Origin of the sequence: Leucobacter sp. M11 (assembly GCF_035726885.1) — a bacterium.
GTDB lineage: Bacteria > Actinomycetota > Actinomycetes > Actinomycetales > Microbacteriaceae > JAPFRB01.
This window is the reverse complement of the sequence record NZ_JAPFRB010000004.1, coordinates 151,747-152,869: the sequence shown is the minus strand read 5'-3', so window position 1 is coordinate 152,869 and position 1,123 is coordinate 151,747. Positions and strand designations below refer to the sequence as shown.

General features: G+C 72.9%; 2 protein-coding genes. Both read right to left on the bottom strand.

Translation table 11 applies throughout. The annotated features are described in order from the left end of the window. Positions 1–492, bottom strand: a 492-nt coding sequence (locus OOT08_RS12670; RefSeq protein ID WP_442916245.1) for a hypothetical protein, incomplete at its 3' end; no start/stop codon positions are given. Then, positions 489–1,123 (bottom strand): ABC transporter substrate-binding protein (locus tag OOT08_RS12665; RefSeq protein WP_325093105.1); only part of this gene is annotated, 635 nt, incomplete at its 5' end. The genes OOT08_RS12665 and OOT08_RS12670, both read right to left, overlap by 4 nt.

Here is a 1,123-nt window from a genome sequence, read left to right as displayed (position 1 = left end):
GTCCCCGACCGGAATCGTGTAGACCGCCGCGGCGGTCTCGGCCGCCGCCGGGTCGACGCGGTGCGCACCGATCAGGAGCCCCTCCACGACGGCGGCGAGCTCCCCGGGGTCCAGGTCGGCCGCCCAGGCCAGGTGACCGCCGTCCGGCGCGGCCTGCGCGAGGGCCATCCCGGCCTCGGTCAGGGCCTCGCGGCGGCCCGCGGAGCTGATCGCCGTGCTCGCGGGGGGCGGGCTCGCGACCGCGACCAGCAGGCGCGGCCCGCCGGGAAGGGCGACCAGGAGCCGACTCGTCTCCGCCTCCCCGGCGGCGAAACGGGGATCGGCGTTGGCCACGCCGGACGGGTCGATGCCCGTGTCCGCCGCAACGGCCGCCGCGGCGACCGGGGGCCGCGGGGCATCCGCGCCGGCGTCCCCGCGCCGGGGCACGGCGAGCAGCTCGGCGGTGCCGGGCTCTGGCCGGTAGTCGGCCTCGACCGCCTCCGCCCGGATCACTCGGCACCGTCCTTGTGCACCTCGCGGAGCGTCAGCGTGGAGAGGTTATTGATGGAGCCCACGAGCGGGGAGAGCACGAAGCCCTGCCACGCCGGGTCGTGCGCCTCGATCACGCGGGGGTAGGTCAGCACGATGTAGGGGCGGTCGTCGAACAGGATCTGCTGCATCTGATCGATCGTCGCGCCGCGCTCGGCCTCGTCGAGCTGCGTGCCCTGCTTGAGGTACAGCGCATCAAACTCGGGGTTGCAGTACCCGCTATCGGAGTTGTGCCCGAAGGACCCGCAGGTCATGGCGCTCAGGATGAAGTCGGGATCGACCGGCGGGGTCCAGTTCCACATGGCGAGATCGAAGTCGAGGTACTGATTCTCCGGGGCCGTGATCGCGTCCCACGCGGCGTCCGGGTCCATCTTGCGCTGGACCACCCGCACGCCCGCGTCTTCGAGGCCGCGCTGGATCGTCTGGAAGGCGCGGTCCCCCGAGCCGTTCTCCTCCGTGGGGAACACGAGCTCGTAGTCCATCCGTTCGCCGTCGGCGACGCGGATGCCGTCGCTGCCCCGGGCGTAGCCCAGGCCGTCGAGGATCTCGTTCGCCTTCGCCAGGTCGAAGGGCAGCCCCTCGATCGCCTCGTTGT